Annotated in this window: 18 protein-coding genes and 1 tRNA gene; 10 read left to right on the top strand and 9 right to left on the bottom strand. The window is 65.6% G+C overall.

Annotation, left to right across the window (positions count from 1 at the left end; all coding sequences use genetic code 11):
• Positions 1-36: 36 nt before the first annotated feature.
• Positions 37-1,251: a UbiH/UbiF/VisC/COQ6 family ubiquinone biosynthesis hydroxylase gene (locus tag ABD928_RS07980; RefSeq protein WP_187715819.1), complete on the top strand. Its 1,215-nt coding sequence runs from the start codon at positions 37-39 to the stop codon at positions 1,249-1,251.
• Here ABD928_RS07980 and ABD928_RS07975 read toward each other — a convergent pair whose 3' ends face one another.
• Positions 1,252-1,869 carry an LON peptidase substrate-binding domain-containing protein gene (locus tag ABD928_RS07975; protein ID WP_187715592.1) on the bottom strand — a complete coding sequence of 206 codons (618 nt, stop codon included), beginning with the start codon at positions 1,867-1,869 and terminating at the stop codon, positions 1,252-1,254.
• Between the two features lie 14 nt (positions 1,870-1,883).
• Positions 1,884-2,798 (bottom strand): tetratricopeptide repeat protein, encoded by a 915-nt coding sequence (locus ABD928_RS07970; protein WP_223276573.1) that lies wholly within the window; start codon positions 2,796-2,798, stop codon positions 1,884-1,886.
• A gap of 170 nt (positions 2,799-2,968) precedes the next feature.
• Between ABD928_RS07970 and ABD928_RS07965 the strand changes: the two genes are divergently transcribed.
• Positions 2,969-3,043, top strand: a tRNA-Gly gene (locus tag ABD928_RS07965).
• A 15-nt stretch (positions 3,044-3,058) separates the two neighbouring features.
• Here ABD928_RS07965 and ABD928_RS07960 read toward each other — a convergent pair.
• The 4 genes from ABD928_RS07960 to hemC form a co-directional block, all read right to left on the bottom strand.
• Positions 3,059-4,138: a serine hydrolase gene (locus ABD928_RS07960; protein WP_187715593.1), complete on the bottom strand. Its 1,080-nt coding sequence runs from the start codon at positions 4,136-4,138 to the stop codon at positions 3,059-3,061.
• Between the two features lie 122 nt (positions 4,139-4,260).
• Complete coding sequence (locus tag ABD928_RS07955) at positions 4,261-5,061, bottom strand: hypothetical protein (protein WP_345167727.1); 801 nt, start codon at positions 5,059-5,061, stop codon at positions 4,261-4,263.
• A gap of 8 nt (positions 5,062-5,069) precedes the next feature.
• A complete protein-coding gene (locus ABD928_RS07950; protein WP_187715595.1) occupies positions 5,070-5,732 on the bottom strand; it encodes a uroporphyrinogen-III synthase in 663 nt (220 codons plus the stop codon).
• Positions 5,729-6,649 carry a hydroxymethylbilane synthase gene (hemC, locus tag ABD928_RS07945; protein WP_345167724.1) on the bottom strand — a complete coding sequence of 307 codons (921 nt, stop codon included), beginning with the start codon at positions 6,647-6,649 and terminating at the stop codon, positions 5,729-5,731. The genes ABD928_RS07950 and hemC overlap by 4 nt, the downstream gene beginning before the upstream one ends.
• Before the next feature lie 70 nt (positions 6,650-6,719).
• On the opposite strand from hemC, the gene tsaD reads away from it, so the two are divergent.
• Both tsaD and ABD928_RS07935 read left to right on the top strand, forming a co-directional pair.
• Positions 6,720-7,751 carry a tRNA (adenosine(37)-N6)-threonylcarbamoyltransferase complex transferase subunit TsaD gene (gene tsaD / locus ABD928_RS07940; RefSeq protein WP_345167720.1) on the top strand — a complete coding sequence of 344 codons (1,032 nt, stop codon included), beginning with the start codon at positions 6,720-6,722 and terminating at the stop codon, positions 7,749-7,751.
• Positions 7,748-8,737 (top strand): NAD(P)H-dependent glycerol-3-phosphate dehydrogenase, encoded by a 990-nt coding sequence (locus ABD928_RS07935; protein WP_187715596.1) that lies wholly within the window; start codon positions 7,748-7,750, stop codon positions 8,735-8,737. The genes tsaD and ABD928_RS07935 overlap by 4 nt, the downstream gene beginning before the upstream one ends.
• Here the strand turns inward: ABD928_RS07935 and ABD928_RS07930 are convergent.
• Positions 8,734-8,901 (bottom strand): DUF1674 domain-containing protein, encoded by a 168-nt coding sequence (locus tag ABD928_RS07930; RefSeq protein ID WP_187715597.1) that lies wholly within the window; start codon positions 8,899-8,901, stop codon positions 8,734-8,736. The two genes, ABD928_RS07935 and ABD928_RS07930, sit on opposite strands and share 4 nt — an antisense overlap.
• A 28-nt stretch (positions 8,902-8,929) precedes the next feature.
• Between ABD928_RS07930 and ABD928_RS07925 the strand changes: the two genes are divergently transcribed.
• From ABD928_RS07925 to ABD928_RS07900, 6 genes are all read left to right on the top strand, one after another.
• Positions 8,930-10,192 carry an RsmB/NOP family class I SAM-dependent RNA methyltransferase gene (locus ABD928_RS07925; RefSeq protein ID WP_187715598.1) on the top strand — a complete coding sequence of 421 codons (1,263 nt, stop codon included), beginning with the start codon at positions 8,930-8,932 and terminating at the stop codon, positions 10,190-10,192.
• Positions 10,193-10,207: 15 nt separating this feature from the next.
• Positions 10,208-10,870 (top strand): ribulose-phosphate 3-epimerase, encoded by a 663-nt coding sequence (gene rpe / locus ABD928_RS07920; RefSeq protein ID WP_187715599.1) that lies wholly within the window; start codon positions 10,208-10,210, stop codon positions 10,868-10,870.
• Positions 10,867-12,516 carry a heparinase II/III family protein gene (locus tag ABD928_RS07915; protein WP_187715600.1) on the top strand — a complete coding sequence of 550 codons (1,650 nt, stop codon included), beginning with the start codon at positions 10,867-10,869 and terminating at the stop codon, positions 12,514-12,516. The genes rpe and ABD928_RS07915 overlap by 4 nt, the downstream gene beginning before the upstream one ends.
• An 18-nt stretch (positions 12,517-12,534) precedes the next feature.
• The gene (gene purH, locus ABD928_RS07910; protein ID WP_345167711.1) at positions 12,535-14,127 is read left to right on the top strand and encodes a bifunctional phosphoribosylaminoimidazolecarboxamide formyltransferase/IMP cyclohydrolase; all 1,593 of its coding nucleotides are present in this window, start codon (positions 12,535-12,537) and stop codon (positions 14,125-14,127) included.
• 217 nt (positions 14,128-14,344) lie between these two features.
• A complete protein-coding gene (locus ABD928_RS07905) occupies positions 14,345-14,518 on the top strand; it encodes an HP1242/YdcH family protein (RefSeq protein ID WP_187715821.1) in 174 nt (57 codons plus the stop codon).
• 31 nt (positions 14,519-14,549) lie between these two features.
• Positions 14,550-14,795: a TFIIB-type zinc ribbon-containing protein gene (locus ABD928_RS07900; protein WP_187715822.1), complete on the top strand. Its 246-nt coding sequence runs from the start codon at positions 14,550-14,552 to the stop codon at positions 14,793-14,795.
• Here ABD928_RS07900 and ABD928_RS07895 read toward each other — a convergent pair.
• Positions 14,792-16,342, bottom strand: coding sequence for a lipopolysaccharide biosynthesis protein (locus tag ABD928_RS07895; protein ID WP_345167707.1), 1,551 nt, complete (start codon positions 16,340-16,342; stop codon positions 14,792-14,794). The genes ABD928_RS07900 and ABD928_RS07895 overlap by 4 nt on opposite strands.
• Positions 16,339-19,185 (bottom strand): DNA polymerase I, encoded by a 2,847-nt coding sequence (gene polA / locus ABD928_RS07890; RefSeq protein ID WP_345167704.1) that lies wholly within the window; start codon positions 19,183-19,185, stop codon positions 16,339-16,341. Before polA ends, ABD928_RS07895 begins: the two co-directional genes overlap by 4 nt.
• Positions 19,186-19,230: the final 45 nt, after the last annotated feature.

The following is a 19,230-nucleotide window of genomic DNA, read 5'->3' as shown; positions in this document are numbered from 1 at the left end:
TGGCGCCGATGCGACGGAAGGTTAGTGCACACCGCTATGGACCGCGCGGACGTTCTCATCCTGGGTGGCGGGCCCGTCGGTCTCGCGCTGGCGTCGGCGCTCGATTCCAGCGGCCTTTCGGCAATTTTGATCGACCCCGCAGACCCTTCGGTGCGAACCACGCAGGCGTTCGACGGCCGCACCAGCGCCGTATCCTCAAGCTCGGTCCGAATGCTCGAAACAACCGGCGTGCTGGAGTATCTGCCGGAGCCAGGCTGCCCGATTCGGACGATCCAGGTCGCCGACGGCCTTCAACCTGGTGGACTCGCCTTCGAGCCGGAGGATGACGAGCCACTCGGTGTCATGCACGAGAATCGTCATCTGCGCGCTGCGCTGCAGGCGCGGGCGGAGGCCGGCCGCAATCTCTGGCTGCTGTGGAATTCGAGGCCGCGCACCGTCGAGCGCGAGGCTCACGGCGTCGTCGTGTCACTGGAAGACGGGCGGAGGCTTTGCGCCCCAGTCCTCGCGGCCGTCGACGGCCGCAATTCGCCGATGCGGGAAGAAGCGGGGATTCCGATTGCGCGCTGGAAGTATGACCACATGGCGGTCGTCTCCACGCTCCGCCACGAGCGACCGCACGGCAATATTGCCTACGAGATCTTCTACCCGACCGGCCCGTTCGCGCTGCTGCCCATGACCGACGAGGGCGGAAGTCATCGCTCGGCGATCGTCTGGTCCGTCCCAAAGGACGATGCGGCGGGATGGATGTCGCTCAGCGACGAGCAGTTCGCGGGCGAAGCGCAGGCGACGATGGGCGGCTTTCTCGGCAAGATCGAACTGGCCGCGCCCCGTTCGACTTATCCGCTAGGCTTCCATCATTCGGCGCGGATGATCGATCAGCGACTCGCGCTGGTTGGCGATGCGGCGCACGCCGTTCATCCGATCGCGGGGCAGGGCCTCAATCTCGGCTTCCGCGACGCGGCGGCTTTGGCGCAGGTTCTTGTGGAAGGATCGCGTCTCGGCCTCGACCTCGGCGACCGGCAATTGCTGGAGCGTTATCAGCGCTGGCGATCGCTGGACGCATTGTCCGTGGCAGTCGCGACCGACAGCCTGACGCGGGTTTATGGCATTCCGGGGAAGACGGCTTCGGCGGTTCGCCGCTTCGGCATGGGCGTAATCGACCGCTTGGGTCCGATCAAGAATCGCCTGATGAGCGAAGCCCGCGGCACAAGCGGCGAGCTTCCATTGCTCCTTCGCGGACTACCGATCTGATTATTGAAGCGTCGGCTGGATCTCGGCGCCGCTGACCGCAGCGCGCTGGAACTGCATCAATTGAACGAGCAGATCGGCGCGATCGTCGAGCGTCGCCGCTTCGAGCAACGCCTGCTTTGCGCCGACATCGAACGGGGCGACCTGGGCAATGGCGTTCACCAGCATTTCGTCGTCGAGGCGGCGAACCGCCTGCCAGTCGACAGTCAGGCGCATGGCGTCGCCCAGCCGGCGCGCCTCGCGCTCCACTTCGGCCCGCAGGGTCAGCGACAGTGGCGGCGGCTCCTCGTCGTCGAACACGTCCGTGTCGACATCGGCATTGCGATAAGCGGTTTCGAGGTCGGCTTCGGCAATCATCCGAAAGCGATTCCAGCCGTGGAGGATGATGTTGAAGCGACCGTCATCCATTTCTTCGACGCCGACGATCTCACCGACGCAGCCGATGGGATAAAGCGGCGCGCCTTCATTCTCGGAGGCATGGGGCTGGATCATCCCAATCCGGCCCGGGCCATCGAGAACGTCGCGGACCATCTCCCGATAGCGAGGCTCGAAGATGTGCAGCGGAAGCTGGGAACGCGGGAACAGGATCGCGCCCGGCAAGGGAAAGATCGGCAGCCTCATCGGCCGCTTCGCACTCACGTAAAGAGGACGGCGGACAACCTCCGCCGCTGAGTGCGGGCCCATGGATCTTCAATGCCCTGCGCCTCGATCAGTTGCAGAAGGCGCGCCCGGGCGGCGCCTTCGTTCCAGTCGCGGTCACGCTCGATGATGGCGAGGAGGGCATCCGCGGCGGCATCGCGATCGCCCGACGCCATCTTCGCACCGGCAAGCTCGAACCGGGCATCGAGATCGTCGGGATTGGACGCGATCCGCGCTTCGAGCTCGGACGTGTCGGACTCCGGCGCCGCCTGCGAGAGCTCGAGAGCGGCGCGGGCTCGGCAGACATCTGCATGTGTCGCTGCTTCGGCCGTGGCGGCGTCGATCACTTCGCGAGCACCGTCGACATCGCCGCTCGCCAAGAGAGCCCGGGCGAGACCGCCGATCACCGAGGGATCCTCCGGCGCCATCTCATGAATCTGGCGGAAGATGGAGACGGCGCGTGGCGCATCGCCCTCGCCCAGCACTTGCTCGCCCATCGCGATCAACGGCTCGATCTCGGCCTTCTGCTCCGCGGCTGCGCCCTTGACACTTAGCTGCGTAATCAACTGGTCAAGGACGCGCTTCAGCTGCCCTTCGCTGCGGTAATTGGTGATGTCGGCGACAGGCTGCCCCTTGAAGAAGGCATAGACGGTCGGGATCGACTGGATCTGGAACTGGGAGGCGATCAACTTGTCTGCATCGACGTCGATCTTGACCAGCTTGACGCCCTTGTCGGCGTAATCGGCCGCGATCTTCTCGAGGATGGGGGACAGCTGCTTGCAGGGGCCGCACCACTCCGCCCAGAAGTCGAGCAGCACGATGCTGTCCATCGACGGATCGATGACGTCCCGCTTCAGGCGTTCGACCGCCTCGCGTTCCGCTTCGCTCATGCCGAGGGTCGCCACGCTCATCCTTCTCCGTTGCCGTCGCCGAGGAAGCGCTCCATATGGTCGGGCGAGGCGCTCGCCACAAGCATGATGGAAAGCTTGGGATGAGCCCTTGCGGGAATCATCTGGCCCATGCTAGGCGCCCGCCACCCTGTCGCGGAGCAGCCAACCGGCTGATGCGGCTTAAGCTCAGAGCGGGCGTAGCTCAGGGGTAGAGCACAACCTTGCCAAGGTTGGGGTCGAGGGTTCGAATCCCTTCGCCCGCTCCAGCACTTCTCGACGTGCTAAAGCGATGCCACCGGGCTGAAGCGCATTTCGTGCTGCGCGATCGTGGCTCGGACGACATTGTTCATCAGAGTCATGCGGACCTGCAGCGGCACCGACGTCTTCTTGATCATCACCGCGACCGAATAGCTGCGTCCGTCCGGCGCGGTCAGGATGCCGATGTCGTTATAGCCTGCCTGGTAGGCGCCGAGGATCTGGCCGGTGCCGGTCTTGTGGCTGAGCGACCAACCCGGCTTGAGCCCGCCCTTGAGGCGGTTCGGCCCCGTCGAGGTCTGGCTCATGATTCGCAGCAGCCGCGCCGTCGATGGCGGGGACAGCAGCTCGCCGCGCTTCAGCTTGGCCAGGGCGAAGGTGATCCCGTTCGCCGACGCGCCGTCGTACGGGTCGTCGACATAGCGATTGAACGCCGCCTTGCGGATGGACATCGGGAGGGCGTTGCGGGCCTCATAGAAGGCATTGCCGATCGAATAGCTCGGGCTCCACGTCAGGCCGGCGATGCGGCTCTGAAGCGAGCGCTCGCCGTCATAGAAGCGAATCCCTTCGAGACCCTTGGCGCGCAGCATGGCCCTCACGGCTTCGGGCCCGCCGACCGAGCGCATCAGCTTGTCGTTGCAGGTATTGTCGCTCTTGGTCAGCGCCTGGAACATCAGGTCGCCCAGCGAAACCGTCGTTCCGCCACCGAGGATCTTCGCCGCGATCGGCTGATGGAAGAGCGTCAGATCGGTTCGGGACATGGTGACGTTGTCGTTGAGGCTGACCCGACCCCGGTCGACCGCATCCAATGCGGTGATCGCGACCCACAATTTGCTGACGCTTTGCTGCGGGTTCAGCTCGTTGCCGTTGTAGGATGTGCTCCAGCCTTCGTCGACGGAGCGCACGGCAATGCCAACCCGGCCGTTGAAGCCTTTGCCGAGGTCATCGATGCGATCGGCCAGGTACTTGGGTGCGTGGGCGGACGCAGCCGGGATCGCACGCGGTGCCGGAAGCGCCGCCGCTGGAGTGGCCTGCGCAATCGTGCTGGAGCCCGACTGACCAAGCGCAACGATTGCCAAGCCAAGGCTAAGCCAGTGTGACGTCATGACGGCGCGTCTCCCCCACCAAAATCCCGTGTCGCCAGCAGCTTAGCGTCGATTGCTGAACGCAGGCTGTTCCACCCGGCGTAGGATAAGGAATCGCATCCGCGGAGGGATTTGCCAACCCTCTACAGCGTTGTCGGCTGGCTTTTTGCGAGAAGGGCGCCCGATTCGATCTCGTCAAGCGCGCGGTGGACAGCGACATATTGCCGGGCCTGCCGGATCCAGTCCTGCGCGTTTGCCGCTCCGGGCAGCCGCATGGTCTCCGCCAGGGCCTGGTCGACTTCGCCGTCCTGCAGGTGGGCGAGAGCCTTGGCATAGCGGGCGTCGGCCTGGGTGGAAGGCCGATCGGCGTGGCGGATCTCGATGATGGAGCCGAGTTCGCGCCTGAACTGCGCCCAAAAGCTTTCGTCGGGCGCGGCTGCGCGGAGCTCGGGCCCAAGCGCGCGATATTGCTCCGTCAGGTCGCTGAGCCGGACTGGCGAGTGCGAGCCGGTGACGATGGTCGCCACGGCCCGGGCGTGAGTCTGGCCGAAGCGGTCGAGAAGCAGCGGCTCGAGGTAGCCCAGCGCAACCCCGCGATCGACCGCCCGCCGTGCTGCGAATGCGATCAGCAGCGCGTCCGCACGCCCAGCGGACCCTTCGACACGTTCGGCGGCAGTCTCGACCCGCTCCAGACGATTCTCGAGCTGGTTGATTTCCTCTTTCGCTTGAGGCGCGATTTCGTCCTGCGCCGGAGCCGGGGGGATTGCCGCTGCCTTCGGAGCCGCGACCACGACCGGTTTGGGCGCGACGCCAAGGAAGCGCGCGGCACCGTCGAAACGCGCCAGCCCCCATGCCGCGCCTGCCGCACCGGCAATGACGAGGGCCAATCCAATCAGGAATCGGGTACCCCAGCCCGTCCCCGCCCTGTTCGATGCAGTTGCCATTCCTGCGTTCAACTTTCGCACAGCCGGGCGGCGAGGGCCAGAAGCTCCGCGTCATTTGGAGAAGTGGCCACCTTTAATTCTTCCCAGCCGTCGCCGGCCGCCGCCGCCGTCGCCTCGCTGATCGCCGCGATCCGGATCGTCGCGCGGTCTGCAGCTTCGACCAGATCGGCCAGCCTTCGGGCAGCGCGCGGCGAATGCAGCACCGCGACCTGTCCGGAAAGGTCTCCGATTCCGTCGACCGAAGTTTTCTCGGCCGCGCGATAGATGGGTAAGGAAACTATCGTCCGCCCATTCACCTCAGGCTCGCGGCGATCCTCACCGCAAAGATGCAGGAGCCGCGCCGACGGATCGACCTCGGCCAGGAGCACGTCGACTCCGCCGCTACCCACCGTCGCGATCCCCAATCCGGCGACCTGGGCCGCCACAGCCGTGCCTTCGCCCACCGCGTGCACTGGCAAGGTACGAAAGCGATCGAGCCGGTCGCCGGCCATTTTCACCGTGTTGGCGCTGGTCAGCAGCAGCCCGTCGAAATCGTGCGGATTGGGCGGAGACCAGTTCAGGGCCTCCAGCTCGAATAAGGGAACGGGAATCGCATCCAGACCCAGTGCCTGCGCCTTGACGATCGTTTGCCGTGAGGCAGGCTCAGGGCGGAAGACGAAAAGCCGCCTCATCCGGCCCTGAACAGCGAGCGGATCGACTCCGGCGCCTCGCCCAGCATTGCCCGCGCGAGCCGCCGCGGGCCATCCGGATCGTCGCATTCAAACAGAGCTTCGTCCCGGACCTGCTCGCGGCCGTCTTCCGACAGGACTTGCGCGCGCAGCCGGATTTTCCCGTCGACGATCTCTGCAAAGGCGGCGACCGGCGAATGACAACTGCCGCCCAACTCGGCTGTGAAGGCACGCTCGGCCCGGATCAAGGTGTGGGTCGTCCGGTCGTCGATGATCGTCAGCATCGATGCGGTCATCGCATCATCGGCGCGGCATTCGATGGCGATCACTGCCTGGGTCGGCGCAGGAAGCATGACTTCGAGCGGGATCGGCGTGCCGACGCCGCCCATTCCGAGCCTCCGCAATCCGGCTCCGGCAAGCAATGTGGCCTGCACTTCCCCCGCATCGAGCTTGGCGAGGCGCGTTTGCACGTTACCCCGCAGTGGAACGATGTTGAGGTCGGGCCGAAGCGACAGCAGCTGCGCCTTGCGACGGGGCGAGGAGGTCCCGACCGTTGCACCGCTGGGAAGCGCATCGACGGAGTCCGCGCCGATCAGCCGGTCCTGGACATCGCCGCGCGGCCGGACTGCTGCGATGCTGATTTCGCGCGGCCGGATCGCTTCGACGTCCTTCAGGGAATGGACGCAGAAGTCGACCTTGCCGTCCATCAGCGCGCGGTCCAATTCCTTGGTCCAGAGCTGCTTTCCGCCGATCTCGGCGAGAGGCCGGTCCTGGACCTTGTCGCCGGTCGTTTCGACCACCTGGACCTGCACGAAGTCGGCGGTCCAGCGGTTCGCGACCTCCAACGCCGATGCGACCTTGTGCGCTTGAACAAGGGCCAGCGGCGACCCGCGCGTGCCTAGAATCGGAGAACGCTGCATCGCGCCCTGCTAGCCGCAAACCCGCGGCCCCACTAGCCGAGCGCCGCCGCGTGCGGCAAAGGCGCGCCCAATGGCGCTGATCCTCGGCCTCGAATCCTCCTGCGACGATACGGCCGCGGCGCTCGTGACGAGCGACCGGCAGATTCTCGCGCAGGCGGTCGTCGGGCAAAACGAGGCGCACCGCCCCTTCGGCGGTGTCGTCCCGGAGATCGCCGCCCGCGCTCATGTCGAAATCCTACCCGACCTGGTTCGGGCGGTGCTTGCTGACGCCGGCAAGTCGGTCGCCGATCTTGATGCCATCGCGGCGACCGCGGGGCCCGGCCTGATTGGCGGCGTGATGGTCGCCCTGCTCGCCGGCAAGGGATTGGCGCTCGGCACGGGCAAGCCGCTTGTCGCCGTCAACCACCTGGAAGGCCATGCGCTCAGTCCCAGGCTGGTCGATCCCGACCTTGAGTTTCCCTATGTCCTGCTGCTCGTTTCCGGAGGGCACTGCCAATTGCTCGAGGTTCGCGCGGTTGGCGAATATCGGCGCCTTGCGACGACTATCGACGACGCGGCCGGCGAGGCTTTCGACAAGTCGGCCAAGCTGCTTGGTCTGCCCTATCCCGGGGGTCCCGCAATCGAGCGGCTCGCGATGGACGGCGATTCCGCGGCGGTTCCCCTGCCGCGACCATTGATCGGATCCGCCGAGCCGCATTTCTCTTTTGCCGGCCTGAAAAGCGCAGTTCAGCGCGCCGTCGCGTCGGGCGCCTACGCGCCGGCCGACATTGCTGCATCGTTCCAGCAAGCCGTCGTCGACTGCCTGGTCGATCGCACGCGGATCGCTCTCGAAAGGATCGATGCGCCGACCTTGGTCATCGCCGGTGGAGTCGCCGCCAACCGAGCAATTCGTACCGCGCTCCAGCAACTGGCAGGTGAGCAGGGCCGTCGCTTCAGCGTGCCTCCGGGCTGGCTGTGCACGGATAATGCGGCGATGATCGCCTGGGCGGGCGCTGAGCGGTTCGCGCTCGGTCTCGTGGACACGCTCGACGCACCGGCGCGGGCACGGTGGCCGCTGGACCCGGATGCCGAAAAGGTTCGAGGGGCGGGGGTGAAAGCATGAGCTTCGATCGTGTGGGAGTGATCGGCGGCGGCGCCTGGGGGACGGCGTTGGCGCAGGTCGGCGCAAGTGGCGGACGCGACGTCCTGCTCTGGGCTCGCGAGACGGAGGTCGTCGACTCCATCAACGGGAACAACGAGAACAAAGTGTTCTTGCCAGGATCGAAGCTCGACCCGCGCGTTCGGGCGACGGGCGATCTTGCGGATCTGGCGGACTGCGACGCCTGGCTGGTGGTCACTCCGGCCCAGCATATGCGGGCCGTGCTCGAGGTCGCTCCGTCCGCTGGCAGACCCCTGGTTCTCTGTTCCAAGGGCATTGAAGAGCATAGCGGAGCCATGCTCCACCGGGTCGCCGCGGAAGCCTGCCCGAGTGCTCCCATCGCTGTCCTTTCGGGCCCGACCTTTGCCCACGAGGTTGCGGCGGGATTGCCGACGGCTGTCACCCTCGCTGCCGAAGATGGCGCTTTCGCCGAGGCGCTGCGCGAACGGATCGCCCGGCCGACCTTTCGCGTCTACCTTAGCGACGACGTGGCCGGCGCCGAGATCGGCGGAGCTGTGAAGAACGTGCTCGCGATCGCCTGCGGGGTCGTGGATGGGAAGGGCCTCGGCCAGAACGCCCGGGCGGCCCTCATCGCGCGCGGCTTTGCGGAGATGACGCGGTTCGGCCTCGCCAATGGAGCGAAGCGGGAAACACTCGTCGGTCTGTCCGGTCTGGGCGATCTGGTCCTGACCTGCTCATCCACCAGCTCGCGCAATTTCTCTCTCGGCAAGGCCATCGGCGAAGGGCGCTCGGCTGCAGAATTGATGAGCAATCGCAAGACGGTGGCCGAGGGCGCGTTCACCGCGCCTGTCCTGGCCCGTCTCGCCGAACAGATGAAGATCGACATGCCGGTGGTCGCGGCCGTCGCCAAGCTGCTGTCGGGCGGCGCCGGAGTCGACCAGGTGCTGCAGGAACTGCTGTCCCGTCCGCCCCGGCCCGAGGCGCATTAGAAATCGACCGCGATCCCCTTCTTCTCCCAATCGCCATAGCGGGTCGGATCGAGTCTCGTCTCTTCGCCTTCTGGCGGCGCGGCGTCTGCAACCGGCTCCGGCTTGGGCACGGGCTGCGACTTCGACAAATAAGCGGGCGCTTTCAGGCGCTTTCCCTTGGACATGTGGCGTAGATGAGCGTTGGGACCCTCGATGCCAAGCGTTGAAGGCCTTCCCGCGCGACGGGCTGCATTGCAGATGCTCGATTCCGTCCTGCGCAAAGGCCGCACGCTCGATTCCGCCGCGCAGGTCGTGAAAGGGCTGAAGCCGCCGGACCAGGCCCTGGCGGTCGCCATCTCCGGAGAGGTTCTGCGGCGGTTGCCCGATCTGGACGCCGTGATCGACACCGCGACCCGGCAACGCCTTCCCGATGACAGCAAGGCACGAATGGTTCTGCGCCTGGCCCTCGCGCAGAAAGTCGGCCTCGGCACGCCCGAGCATGCGCTGGTCGCGACCGCTTTGCCGTTGGTCGATGGCGGTCCGCGTCGGCTGGTGCACGGCGTCCTCGGCACCTTGCTCAGGCGCGGGCTGCCGGCCATCGACGCGCCGCGGCTGCCCGAAGCGGTAGAGGAAAGATGGAACAAGGCCTGGGGCGATGACGTCGTTTCGTCGGCCCGTCGCCAGATCGCGCACCGTCCGCCGCTCGACCTGACCTTCGCCACTGACGAGGCGGCAAAGAGCTTTGCCGAGCAGACCGAAGGACGAAGCCTTGCACCCCGACACGTTCGCCTCGCCGATGCCGGTGCCGTCGCGAATCTGCCCGGCTTTGCGGAGGGCCGCTGGTGGGTCCAGGATCTCGCCTCCTCCCTTCCGGCGCGACTGATCCCGACGGGTGCTGATGAGGTGCTCGACCTCTGCGCCGCTCCCGGCGGGAAGACGATGCAGATCGCTGCGGCCGGACATAGGGTGACGGCGGTCGACCAGGCCGAATCGCGGCTGAAGCGCTTTCGCGAGAATCTGGCCCGAACAAGCCTGGATGCCGAACTCGTCGCAGCAGATGCGCTCGAATGGCAACCGGATCGGCAGTTCGGTGCCGTCCTGCTCGATGCGCCATGCTCGGCGACCGGGACGTTTCGCCGCCATCCTGAGGTGCTTTACCGGGCGCGTGGAGACATCATTCGGCAGAGTGCCGACCTTCAGGCCCGCCTCCTCGATCGCGCAGCCGCCTGGCTCCGGCCCGGTGGCGCCCTGATTTACGCCGTCTGCTCACTGGAGCCGGAAGAGGGCGAGGCGATCGTCTCCAGCTTCCTCGACGCGAACCCCAGCTTTCATATCGACCCACCAAGGCCGGGCGAGCTTCCCGACTTCGTGACGCCAGATGAGCGCGGCTGGGCTCGAATCCTGCCCGGCATGATCGAAAGCGAGGGTGGCCTCGACGGCTTCTTCGTCGCGCGCCTTGTCCGGATGGCAACTTAGCGTTTAATCGGGCCGATGGACCGCCCCTTAATCTCGCCCTCGATCCTCTCTGCCGACTTTGCCAGGCTTGGCGAGGACGTCCGCGCAATCGACGAGGCGGGAGCGGACTGGATTCATGTTGACGTCATGGACGGCCACTTCGTGCCCAACATCACCATCGGCCCGGGCGTGGTGAAGGCGCTTCGGCCTCATTCGCAAAAGCCGTTTGACGTCCACCTGATGATCTCGCCGATCGACCTGTTCCTCGACGCATTCGCCGAAGCGGGCGCGGACATCATCACCGTCCACCCGGAAGCGGGGCCGCACCTTCACCGCACGATCCAGCGCATCAAGGGACTCGGCAAGAAGGCCGGCGTCTCGCTGAACCCGGCGACGCCCGCCAAGATGCTCGATTATGTGCTCGACGAGATCGACCTCGTCCTTGTCATGAGCGTCAATCCGGGCTTCGGCGGTCAGAAGTTCATCGCCAGCCAACTGCGCAAGATCGAGGCAATTGCCAACCGCGTCTCCAAGGAAGGTCTCGAAGTCCAGGTCGAGGTCGACGGCGGTATCGATCCTGAAACCGCGCGGCAGGCTGTGGCAGCGGGAGCCACCGTGCTCGTTGCCGGAACCGCGGCGTTCAAGGGCGGACCGTCCCATTACCAGGCCAACATTCAGGCCCTTAGGGGAGACGGATGAGCGCCGATCAATCGGCACAAAGCGCCGTCGTTCGAAAGCTCGCCAAGCGCCCCCTCTTTTCGCGGTTGTTCGCCTCGGGCCGCCAGCCGCTCAAGCTCGTTGCCGTTCCCCGCGACCACGTCCAGGGCGATCGTCAGCGCGGCGAGGCGCTCCTTGCCGGCCGCTTCGTCCTCGGCAGCGAAGCCGTCTCGCTGAGCGATCTCGACTTCGCCGCGCTCGGCACGGGCGGCCCGATGGCCGATGCCCTGCAAGGCTTCTCCTGGCTTCGCGATCTCGCCGCCGCCTCCTCTCGCGAAAAGGGCGCGAGGGTTGCCGAGTCCCTCGCCGGTGGATGGCTGCTTGCGCACGGAACGCGCGTGGACGACGCATGGCGGCCGGACCTTTGGGGCGAGCGCATCCTCTTCTGGACCGCCTACGCACCCTACATCCTGTCGAGCCGCGATTCCGGTTACCGCTCGGCGCTGCTGAACACGTTGGTGCGCGGCGCGCGCCATCTCGACGCCAATGCCGACAAGGCGCTTCCGGGTCTCGACCGGATCACGGCCTGGGCCGGCCTGGTGACCGCGGGGCTGCTGGTCCAGGGTGGAGTGCGGGTGGCCCGAGCCGAGTCCGGACTGGCGCGGGCGCTGTCCACTGCGCAGTTCGAAGATGGTGGCCTCATCAGCCGAACCCCGTCCCAGCAGGCGCTGCTCGTCGATCGCCTTGCGCTGCTGCGTGCGTCTTATTTTGCCGCCAAGCAAAGCCTGCCCGATACGATCGAGGCGGCCGCTGCCGCCGCATTAGCCGCGCTCCATGGCGTCACCATGGGCGATGGCGGACTGTCGAGCTGGCAGGGTGGCAACCATGGCGAGCCTGCCCGCCTCCACGCCCTCATCGAAGGTTGCGGCCTGCGCGCTCGGCCGCTTCGGCAAGCACGCGGCTGGGGTTACCACCGCCTCTCTGCGCTCGGCACAGTCATCGTCATTGATGCCGCTCCGCCGCCACCGGCAAAGATGGCACCGAGCGGCTGTGCGTCGACGCTGGCGTTTGAAATGTCGGACGGACCGCAGCGGCTGGTGATCAATTGCGGCGGCCCCGGCGCGCTGCCAACGGCACTTCCGCCGGAGCTGGTCGAGGGCCTCCGCACGACCGCCGCCCACAGCACGCTCGTCGTCTCCGATACCAATTCGACCGCGATCATGCCCGACGGCTCGCTCGGCAAGGGTGCCGAAGACGTGACGATCTCACGCTCGGAGGACAATGACTGCAGCCGGCTCGAAGCTAGCCACGACGGCTACGTGCGCGGCTTCGGCCTCGTCCACAAGCGCAGCCTGATGCTCGGCAACGACGGCAAGGAAATCCGCGGCGCCGACCAGATGATCGCCAAGGGTCGCCGCAAGATCCGCGATGCTGCGCCTTATGCCATCCGTTTCCATCTCGCTCCCGGAGTTGAGCCGACGATTACCGCCGACCGCATGGGAGCGATCTTGCGCTCGCCGGGCGCCCCGCCCTGGAACTTCCGCTGCCGCGGCGCGAACCTCACCGTCGAGGAAAGCCTGACGATCGACAGTCGCGGCCGGATGGTGCCTACAACTCAATTGGTGATTCAGGGCGAAGTCGCCGCTATCGGCGGCGAGGTTGCCTGGCAGTTCCGCCGCTCGAGCTGAACCAAACAAGGAATAGACATGACCGATCTCGTGCCCGTCAAAAGGGCGCTCATCTCTCTTTCCGATAAGTCCGGCTTAGACCGCCTTGCGGAAGGCCTGGCCAGGCGAGGCGTGGAGCTGGTTTCGACCGGCGGCACCGCGGCAAAGCTGCGAGAGCTCGGCAGTGACGTTCGCGACATCTCCGACCTGACGGGATTTCCCGAGATGATGGACGGCCGAGTCAAGACTCTTCACCCGAAGGTCCACGGCGGCCTGCTCGGTGTCCGCGACAACCCGGAGCATGCTGCGGCGATGGAGGAGCATGCGATCGCACCGATCGATTTGGTCGTGGTGAATCTCTATCCCTTCGAAGCCACTGTGGCGCGCGGTGCGGACCGTGACGAGATCATCGAGAACATCGATATCGGCGGCCCGTCGATGGTGCGCTCGGCGGCGAAGAACCACGCGCATGTCGCCATTGTCACCGATCCGGCCGACTACGACGAATTGCTCGCGGAGCTGGATGCAAATGACGGCGCGACGTCATACGAATTCCGCAAGCGCCTTGCTGCCAAGGCCTATGCGCTGACGGCGGCCTATGATGCGACCATTTCGCAGTGGTTCGCTTTCGCGGACCAGCGCGAGCGCTTTCCAGAGACCTGGACTCGGGCCAGCCGATTGCTGATGCCGCTCCGCTACGGCGAGAATCCGCACCAGAAGGCGGCCCTCTATGAACCGATCGGCCCGCATGCTCCCGGAATCGCGCAGGCGAAGCAGATCCAGGGCAAGGAGCTCAGCTACAACAATCTCAACGATGCCAATGCCGCGCTCGAGCTCGTCGCCGAATTCCGCGACGGTCCGCCAACGGTGGTTATCGTCAAGCATGCTAACCCGTGCGGGGTCGCGAGTGCCGACACTCTCCTCGATGCATGGAACGCCGCGCTGGCCTGCGACAGCGTGTCGGCGTTCGGGGGCATCGTCGCTACCAATCGCACGCTCGACGCGGCGACCGCGGAAGCGATCACACAAATCTTCACTGAAGTCGTCGTCGCTCCTGATGCCGACGAGGACGCCAGGGCGATCTTCGCCAGGAAGAAGAACCTCCGCCTTCTGCTGGCCGGTGGACTGCCTGATCCCAGGCGGCCGGGCGGCACGGTCGCCGTGATCGCCGGCGGCATCCTCGTGCAGGATCGCGACAACGGCTTCGTCACCCGCGACGAACTCAAGGTGGTGACCAGGCGCCAGCCGACCGAGGACGAGATCCGCGACTGCCTGTTCGCCTGGACGGTCGCCAAGCACGTGAAATCCAACGCAATCGTCTATGCCAAGGACGGCTCGACCGCGGGCATCGGCGCAGGCCAGATGAATCGCCGCGACAGCGCCCGCATTGCCGCCGCCAAGGCGAAGGAGGCGGCCGAAACCTACGGCTGGCCGGAACAGCGAACGGTGGGATCGGCCGTGGCCTCAGACGCTTTCTTTCCCTTCGCCGACGGCCTGCTCGCCGCTGTCGAAGCCGGGGCGACCGCAGTCATCCAGCCCGGAGGATCGATTCGCGACGACGAAGTGATCGCCGCTGCCGACGAGGCTGGGCTGGCGATGGTCTTCACCGGAATGCGCCATTTCCGCCACTGAGCCAGCTTCCGCAACGGCCTGGCCCGCCGCTCTTGAAATCCCGCGACTCCAACCGCACCTATTACGAGCGGACCGGGCCCCTCTGGCGCGCCCAAGCCATTGTGGCGCGTGATGTCGGACCGCATCGGATGATCCGATGCGTGACGAGGGCGGTTCGACTTCCCCAGCAACAGCGGATCCTCCGATCGAACCTTGGTTTGATAGAGAGGAAGGACATATGCGTCCCCGTTTGTATCGATTGCTCGAACTGCACCAGCGCATCGACGAGGCCCTTCGGCGCGAACTGAAGCTCCGCTGGCCCGACCCGTTCAGGGTCTCCACGCTCAAGAAAAAGAAGCTGCGGGTGAAGGACCGGATCTTCCGGCTGACGCCGCAATTCCAAAGCGCCTGATCGGAGAGACATCGTGAACGCACCACACGGTATGACCTGCCCGGTCGACGGCGCGACGCTCGTCATGTCCGAGCGCCAGGGCATTGAGATCGATTATTGCCCGACTTGCCGAGGCGTCTGGCTGGACCGCGGCGAACTCGACAAGATCATCGAGCGATCAGCCGCGGATCTCCCCCAGCAGCCTCGACCCTTCACTGAGCAAAGGTCGGGTTACGATCGCGACCATTACAAGCACGGACGGAAGCGAAAGTCCTTCCTCCACGAATTGTTCGACTAGCGGACGACATCTCCAGTCGTTCCGGGGGCGGGTATCTCGAGCTCCTGAAGCTCTTCGATATCCGCCTTCTTCATCCGGAACAGCTCGCGGTCCTCGGCCTTGAACCCCTTGGTCCAGAGGACTGCGCCAAACGCGATGAGGATGCCGGGGATTCCGAACACCAGCTCGGCCCACTCGGGTAGGAAGGTCGCTAGCCAGCCGACCACGGTTCCGGCGGCGGCCGCCCAAACCAACGGCCATCGCCAGCCGTTTACGCGCGCGCCAAGAATGCCGCGCAGCAGCCGCGATTTCGCCACTGCCGCAAAGGCCAGCGCCAGCATCAGGGCGACCGCCGGCCCGGTCGCCTGGAACATGACCGGAAGATCGAACGCCCGCATGCCGAGGATCAAGGCGACGGCGAGGCCGCCCTCGAGCGCCAGCATGGCGATGCTGATCAGCATGTTGCGATGCCGCGCGACGTATATCAGCGCTGCCTCACTCACCGCCGCCATGGCCGCTACGACTTCGGCACCGAGCAGGAAGGCGAGGGCCGCCGTGCCCGCAACGAACGCCGGGCCGACCAGTCCCATCACCGCTTCGCCCGGAATGGCGAGCGCGAGGGCAACGCCAAGCTGCGCGCCGATGACCCAGAAGCCGACCTGCCGCACTTGCTTTGCGACCGCCGCCTTGTCGCCGTCCTTGAGGTTCCGGGCGATGACCGGGCCGAGGATCGGGTCGAAGCTGGTTTTCAGCTTGGCGGGAAGGGACGCGACATTCTGCGCCACGTAATAAATGCCGACGACCTTCGGCGCGAAGAACAGGCCGAGGACCGCGATGTCGATCCGGCGTGAGCCCCACTCGACCGCGTCAGCTGCAGCCACCGGCACATTTCGCCGGGCCATCTTCCAAAGGGTCCGTGGATATGGCCGCCACCCCCGCGCTACGCCGTAGCTTCTCATGAAGGGAACGACCGACGCGATCAGCGCGGCGACCATCGACAGTACGTAAGAGATGATCAGGCCGTCGCGCAGGGAAATGTAGGACCAGGCGAAGGCGGCGGCGCTGATGGTGATCGGCTCGACAATGGCTCTCGCTCGGACGGTCGAGGTGACGTCGTGACGGTAGGCCAGAGCGGCAAGCATGATGTCGGACCAAGCTAGCGCGATGATGGTAATGGGAAGCAGCCATTCGAGCCCGGTCAGCTCGCTGTTCGGGAACATCGCCTGTGGGAAGACCATCAGGATCCCCATGGCGATGGCCGAGCCTATCGCCGCAACCAGCAGGCCGTCCCACGCCACGCACACGTGTTCCTTCTCGGTATTGGCGAGCTGCTGTGCCAGGCCCCGCTTCAGGCCGAGCGTCGCCAGCTGCGCCGCGAACTCGACGATCAGGATTGCGTAGGCGAACCGTCCGAGCGCCTCGGCGCCGTAAATGCGGCCGGCGATGAACAGGAACGGCAGCCGCGCGGCAAGCCGGACGCAGAATCCCAGGAAGTTGATCCGGCCGCCTCGGGCGAGCGCCGCAAGATCTGCGGGCGGTGAAGTGTCGGCGGGTGCTGCTGTACTCAATGCGCGGCGCCCCAATGTTCACCCCAGCCGACCTCAACGTCGAGGGGAACATCGAGTTTCAACGCAGGCTCCGCTGCAGTCTCCATCACGCGGCGAACCACGGCAGCCGCCTCTTCCTCGCGACCGTCAGGGACCTCGAACACCAGTTCGTCGTGCACCTGCAGGAGCATGCGGACGCCATCGAGGCCCGCCTCGGCAAGCGCATCGTCCATCCGCGCCATCGCCCGCTTAATCAGGTCGGCGCTGGTCCCCTGGATCGGCGCGTTGATCGCCGCCCGCTCGGCGCCGCCGCGGATCGACGGATTGGGTGACCGGATGTTCGGGTAGAAGTGCGTCTTCCGGCCGAACAAGGTCTTCGTATAGCCGTTCTGCCGGACGAAATTCAGCGTGTAGTCCATGTAGGCGCGAATGCCGGGGAAGCGCTCGAAGTAGCGCGCGATGATCGCGGAGCCTTCTTCTTTCGAAACGCCCATCCGCGACGCGAGGCCCCACGCAGAAACGCCGTAGAGGATGGCGAAGTTCACCGTCTTCGCCTTGCCGCGCGTGTCGCGGTCCACCGTGCCGAAAAGCTCCTCGGCCGTGATGTTGTGGATATCGTCGCGGTTCTGGAAGGCTTCCTTCAGCTGCGGAACGTCGGCCATGTGCGCGGCGATGCGCAGCTCGATCTGGCTGTAGTCGGCGCTCATCAGCACGTAGCCCGGCTCGGCCACGAAGGCGTCGCGAATCTTGCGGCCGAGCTCGGTGCGGATCGGAATGTTCTGCAGGTTCGGGTCGTTCGAAGATAGACGCCCGGTTTGCGCTCCGGTCAGGCTGAAGCTGGTGTGGACGCGTCCCGTCTCGGGATTGATCTGCGCCTGCAGCGCCTCGGTGTAGGTCGAGCGCAGCTTGGTCAGCTGACGCCAGTCGAGCACCAGCCGCGCGACGTCGACCCCCTCGCCTGCCAGCCGCTCCAGCTCGTTGACGTCGGTAGAATAGTGCCCGCTCTTCCCCTTGCGCCCGCCCTTCAGCCCGAGCCGCTGGTACAGCACGTCGCCAAGCTGCTGCGGCGAGCCGATCGTGAAGGGGCCCTGCGCGACCTCGTAGATGTTGGCCTCGAGCTTCGCGATCTCTTCGGAGAACGTCTTGCTGAGGCCGGCGAGGTAGTCGCGGTCGACCTTTACGCCGCGACGTTCCATCCGCCCGATGACAGGGATCAGGGGCTGGTCGACGCGCTTGTATACACGCTCCGCATGCTCGGTGGTCATGCGGGGTTTCAGCCGCTGCCAGAGACGGAGCGCAATGTCCGCGTCCTCGCCGGCATACTCGGTCGCTTCCTTCAGCGGCACCTTGTCGAAAGTGATCTGCTTGGCACCCGTCCCGCACAGCGACTTGAAGCTGATGCAGTCATGCTCAAACTGAGACTTGGCGAGGTCGGTCAGATTGTGGCCAAAGCTTCGGCCCGCATCGAGGTCGAAGCTCATCAGCATCGTGTCGTCGTACGGAGCGACGTCGATGCCGGACTTGTCGAACATCACCCAGTCATACTTGAGGTTGTGTCCGATCTTCAGGACCGACGGGTCCCCCAGCAGCGGCTTCAGCTTGTCGAGGACGAGCTGCAACGGAAGCTGGTTCGGCGTTTCCGACAACAGGTCCACGCCGACGTGGCCGACGGGAATATAGCAGGCGCGGTTCGGCGCGGTCGCGAGGCTGATCCCGGCGAACTTGGCAATGATGCAGTCGATGCAGTCTGTCTCGGTATCGACCGCGACATAGCCTTGCTTGCGAGCCTCCTCGATCCAGCGGTCGAGTGCGGCTTCATCGGTCACCGTCTCATATTTCGAGACGTCGACCTCGATTTTCTCCGGAGCTTCCGGCTCCGCAATCTTTGAGACCGGCTTGCGGTCGAGTGCCGCAATGACGTCATTGCGGACGGTCGCGCCGGTCTGCTGCGGGCCGCCGACCATGCGGTTGAGCAGGGTCTTGAAGCCTTGCTCCTCGAGGAACTCACGCAACGGCTGGGGTGGAATGCCCTTCAGTGCAAGGTCTTCGAGCGGCTCCGGCAGCGGAGCGTCGCACACAAGCCGAACCAGCTCGCGTGACAGCCGCGCATCGTCGGCATGCTCGATCAGATTCTGCTTGAGCTTCGGCTTCTTGATCTCCTCGACCGCGGCGAGGACACCTTCGACGCTGCCATATTCCTGGATGAGCTGCGTAGCTGTCTTCGGTCCGACGCCCGGCACACCGGGGACGTTGTCGACGCTATCGCCCATCAGCGCGAGGACTTCCCCGACTTTCTCAGGCCCAACACCGAACTTCTCATTGACCGCGGCTTCGTCGATCCGCCGATCGTTCATGGTGTCGAGCATGTCGACATGCCCGTCATCGACCAGCTGCATCAGGTCCTTGTCGGAGCTGACGATGGTAACCTTCCAGCCCGCATTCTTCGCTGCCATCACGTAGCAGGCGATGATGTCGTCGGCCTCGAGCCCCGCCTTTTCGATGCAAGGGATCGAGAAGGCGCGCGTGGCAACGCGTATCAAAGGAAACTGCGGGACGAGGTCTTCAGGCGGCGGCGGGCGGTGCGCCTTGTACTGGTCGTACATCTCGTTGCGATGCGTATGTTCGGACGCATCGAGGATGACGGCCATATGGGTCGGCCCCTCGGCCTGCTTCAGCCCGTCGGCGAGCTTCCACAGCATGGCCGTGTAGCCGTAGACGGCGCCGACGTTCATGCCGTGCCGGTTCGTCAGCGGCGGCAGGCGGTGATAGGCGCGGAAGATGTAGCTGGACCCGTCGACAAGATAGAGGTGGTTGGTCACCTCCGCTGCGGTCGCGGGCGCTTCGACGGTTTCGACTTCGGACATGAACGAGGGGGTTTAGCAGTCTGTTGAGCGGATGCCAGCCGCTGA

The organism is Sphingomonas daechungensis (genome assembly GCF_039543105.1).
In the GTDB taxonomy this organism is placed as follows: Bacteria; Pseudomonadota; Alphaproteobacteria; order Sphingomonadales; family Sphingomonadaceae; genus Sphingomicrobium; species Sphingomicrobium daechungense.
Note: the sequence above shows the minus strand (reverse complement) of the source record. Positions and strands in the feature narration are given on the sequence as shown.